This window comes from Johannesbaptistia floridana (genome assembly GCF_057440575.1).
In genome coordinates this window covers 1-4,351 of sequence record NZ_JALKVM010000024.1, presented here as the reverse complement: position 1 = coordinate 4,351, position 4,351 = coordinate 1, and the positions used below count along the sequence as shown (strand labels likewise).

Sequence of the window (4,351 nt, the reverse complement as noted above, 5' to 3'; positions counted from 1 at the left end):
ACTCTCTGGATTTTCCTAGGCTAAATGGACTAAAGGTCCAACTACTTTCTCTCTGGATTTTCCTTGGCTAAATGGACTAAAGTTCAACTACTTTCTCTCTGGATTTTCCTAGGCTAAATGGACTAAAGGTCCAACTACGAATTCTCTGGATTTTCCTAGGCTAAATGGACTTTAGTCTAACTACGAACCTCTTTTTTTACTTGGGTATGTAAACCTCAGATCTTGCATCTTTGCCAAAAGTTGCTGGTGATGGATGAATAATGAGTAATGAGTAATGAGTAATGAGTAATGAGTTTTTTCAAGTATTTATACTTACTTTTTTGAACTGTCTTGAGGCTATAATATCTCGATGAAACTCGTATACTTTTGAGAAGGAAATGACTCTAGAAAAATACTGAATTAAATTCCTTTTAAATTAAGCAGTAGAATCACTAATTTTTGCCGCTTTTTACATAATAAATCTTCCCTTCCTTTTTGAGTTCTATTAAAGAGTAAGATTCTAATAACTTAGTAAATTTTTTTCCCAGTTGCAGTTTTTGCATAGTCTGAGTAATTGAGTGTTGATAGGTTTTGTGAAACTCACTAGCTACTTGACTAATGGGAATATATGTTTCTGTTGATTTCTTAGTTAAATTTTTGACAATTTGCGCAATTTGTTTCTCTAATTCTTCTGCTGTAGTTATTTCTTTTTTTACTTGAATCGCTTCTTCGGGATTTACTGATTCACCAAAAATAGTTACATAAATTTCCGCCCCCTCTTCCTTAGTTTGATGTATAACTAGGTCATTATCTATTTTCTTAAGAATTTCTATATAGTTTTTCCCTGGGAAATGATAATCTATTACTTCTTCTATAGTGAGTTTAAATTTCTTTTTAAACATTTGCTTTAAACGAGTTAATTTAACCCAAGTTTTTTTAGTTCGCGTCTGTTCCCCTTTTATTAAAGATTTCCAATGATTAGTACATTCTTCTATTTTAGGAATACTATTATAATCTACTATAGAAAAAGTATAGGTTTGACTAGTTTGATTATTCACCATCACCAGTTCACGATTGCGTCGAGACACTTTATAAACAGTGATACCATGATTTTGTAAACTTGTAGATAGATGATTTAAATCACCATCTGAAGAACATATAAGTACTTCTTTGACATTGGGATGATGTAACCATATAGAAGAACCAAAAGAAATCATTTTTAAATCAGCATTATTTTTTCCGGGAGGAACGTGTAATAATTCGTATCCTCTTTCGTAAAATTCTACGTCTTTTTTTCCTAAGTTGCGCCAATTGGCAAAAGCAAACTTCAGTTTAATAGGATAGAAGCAAGCTTGGCCTAACATTTTTTCACTATTGATATCTATATATAAGTTTTCTATATCTAATAGTAAAATTGCTATAGGCAAATTAAAAACCTGGTTGGTTTCTACTGAATGATGATTGTTAGAATATTCTTGAAGAGGTAAGTTAATATATTTAAGAGAAATTATTTGATTAATGAATTCATGAAAATAAGGAGAGGTGAAAAAAGCTGAAAGTAAAACACAGTTTAAGAGTTCAATTACTTTGTTTAAGAGTTCCTCTTGATGATGAATTTCTTCTAATTTGGTTTTGAGTTTATGCTTAAATTTAGTTTGAAAATCTAAACGATGCCAGGGATGATTCCTAAACTTAGGTTTTAACCACTCAGGATGATTTTGATGAATAAGGAAAAGTGTCTGATAGATAGAGTCACAAAGAGAATTGATGATAATTAGATTGTTAGTGGTCATAATTGACACCGCTTTTCATAAAACAGTTGGAAACAAAGGGAGAATTTCACTTTTTGATACTGTAGTCAAGAAAAAATTAAATTTATAGACAAGGAGCGCTACTTCTACTATAATAAAGGCTTTGCTTAGACAATCAGTTAAATAAACTTGTATAATAGAAAGAGTGCCTAATAATAGAAGTGCGATCGCGCTTTTTTCGTTTAAAGATATATTAATTCAGTCTAACCTCGATAACTCTAAAATGAAGCAGCAACAAGAAAGGAAATTTGACTACGTCAAGATAGCTTTAGCATCTCCCGAAAGAATAAGAGAGTGGGGAGAGAGAACTTTACCCAATGGAATTGTAGTAGGAGAAGTTAATACCCCAGAAACAATTAATTATCGAACTCTTAAACCAGAAATGGATGGTTTATTCTGTGAGAAAATTTTTGGCCCTTCAAAAGATTGGGAATGCTGGTGTGGTAAATATAAACGTGTTAGACACAAGGGGATTGTCTGTGAAAGATGTGGCGTAGAAGTAACAGAGTCGAGGGTTCGTCGTCACCGGATGGGTTACATAAAACTAGCGGCACCAGTGACTCATGTTTGGTATCTAAAAGGCATTCCTAGCTATTTAAGTATCTTGCTAGATATGTCTTTAAAAGATGTAGAACAAATAGTTTATTTCAACTCCTACGTAGTTCTAGACCCAGGTAACGCTTCTAATCTCAACTATAAACAACTCCTAAATGAAGACGAGTGGTTAGAAATTGAAGAACAAATCTATGCAGAAGAGTCCCAACTAGAAGGAATTGAAGTAGGAATAGGCGCAGAAGCCGTTCAAAGACTCCTAGAGGATTTAGATTTAACCCAAGAGGCGGAAAAACTAAGGGAAGAAATCCTCGAAAGCAAAGGTCAAAAGAAAGCTAAACTAATCAAACGTCTAAGGGTAATTGATAATTTTATCGCCACAGGTTCTAGACCAGAATGGATGGTGTTAACAGTAATTCCAGTTATCCCTCCTGATTTACGTCCTATGGTACAACTAGACGGTGGACGTTTTGCCACCTCTGACCTCAATGATTTGTATCGCCGAGTAATTAATCGCAATAACCGTTTAGCGCGTTTACAAGAAATCTTAGCCCCAGAAATCATCGTCCGTAACGAAAAAAGGATGCTGCAAGAATCTGTAGATGCTTTGATTGATAACGGTAGAAGAGGAAGAACTGTAGTAGGCGCTAATAATCGACCTTTGAAATCTCTCTCAGATATTATCGAAGGGAAACAAGGCCGCTTTCGTCAAAACCTTCTAGGTAAACGTGTAGACTACTCAGGACGTTCAGTAATTGTAGTAGGTCCTAAGTTAAAAATATATCAGTGTGGATTACCCAGAGAAATGGCAATTGAGCTATTTCAACCCTTTGTGATTCATCGTCTGATTCGTCTGCAAATAGTAAATAATATCAAAGCAGCTAAAAAGATGATTCAACGGGGAGACCCTCAAGTATGGAGTGTCTTAGAACAAGTAATTACAGGACACCCTATTCTCCTAAACCGTGCCCCTACTCTCCACCGTCTAGGAATTCAAGCTTTTGAACCAATTTTAGTAGATGGTAGAGCAATTCAATTACATCCTTTGGTCTGTCCACCATTTAACGCAGACTTTGACGGTGACCAAATGGCTGTACACGTTCCCCTATCTTTAGAATCTCAAGCGGAGGCGCGTCTATTGATGATGGCCTGTCATAATATACTCTCTCCTGCTACAGGTCGTCCCATCATTGCTCCTTCTCAGGATATGGTATTAGGTTGTTACTATTTAACAGCAGAAAATCCCGCAGCTAAAAAAGGAGAAGGTCGTTATTTTGGTAGTTTAGATGATGTTCTAAGAGCCTATGAACAGGGTCATTTGGATTTACATACTTATATTTGGGTAAGGCATGATGATACTGTAGAAACTGGTGAAAAAGATGAAAATGAGGTTCAAAAAACCGAAAATCTAGAAGATGGAACTGTTTGGAAGCACTATAAAAAACGGAAAGTTAGAGAAACTGCCGACGGAGAAAAAATTGCTCAATATATTTATACCACTCCAGGAAGGGTAATATATAACAAAACGGTTATTGATGCCCTAGCTTTCTAAGAAACTTATTTGAATCGTAGTATGGGCGCAAGCCTTAGGGAATGAGCGCAAGCCTTCATGTGTGGGCGCAAGCCGTAGGGAATGGGCGCAAGTATGAGCGCCCCTACATACTTGTCTTTCGAGCGATCGCCATCTTTAAATAATATCTTTTTCTCTTTGTCTTTCGTGCGATCGCCGCTTTAATAATAATCATCTTTTCATCAATTTTCTGGGCTTACTCTGTGGCACATACGTCTTATGACTTTATTCAACTTGACGTGGGCGCCTACTTGGGTAGGGGCGCTCATACTTGCGCCCTTCTGTGCTACACTACTTGTCTTTCGAGCGATCGCCATCTTTAAATCATATCTTTTTCTCTTTGTCTTTTGTGCGATCGCCATCTTTAAATCATATCTTTTTCTCTTTGTCTTTTGTGCGATCGCCGCTTTAATAATCATTATATTTTCATCAATTTTCT

General features: G+C 35.8%; 3 protein-coding genes. 1 reads left to right on the top strand and 2 read right to left on the bottom strand.

Annotation, left to right across the window (positions count from 1 at the left end; translation table 11 throughout):
* Positions 1–431 precede the first annotated feature (431 nt).
* Positions 432–1,772, bottom strand: a complete 1,341-nt coding sequence (locus tag MW688_RS01615) for an NYN domain-containing protein (protein ID WP_486734162.1) — start codon at positions 1,770–1,772, stop codon at positions 432–434.
* Positions 1,773–2,013: 241 nt separating this feature from the next.
* Here MW688_RS01615 and MW688_RS01610 point away from each other — a divergent pair, with 241 nt between their 5' ends.
* On the top strand, positions 2,014–3,894 hold the full coding sequence (locus tag MW688_RS01610; RefSeq protein ID WP_486734163.1) for a DNA-directed RNA polymerase subunit gamma: 1,881 nt from the start codon (positions 2,014–2,016) through the stop codon (positions 3,892–3,894).
* A 200-nt stretch (positions 3,895–4,094) separates the two neighbouring features.
* Here the strand turns inward: MW688_RS01610 and MW688_RS01605 are convergent.
* A partial coding sequence (locus MW688_RS01605; protein WP_486734161.1) for a hypothetical protein occupies positions 4,095–4,351 on the bottom strand: 257 nt, incomplete at its 5' end.

What these genes read in the sequence shown, in the direction of transcription:
- MW688_RS01610 (WP_486734163.1), top strand. Translation starts at nt 2,014, where the DNA reads ATGAAGCAGCAACAAGAAAGGAAATTTGACTACGTCAAGATAGCTTTA.
- MW688_RS01615 (WP_486734162.1), bottom strand. Translation starts at nt 1,772, where the DNA reads ATGACCACTAACAATCTAATTATCATCAATTCTCTTTGTGACTCTATC.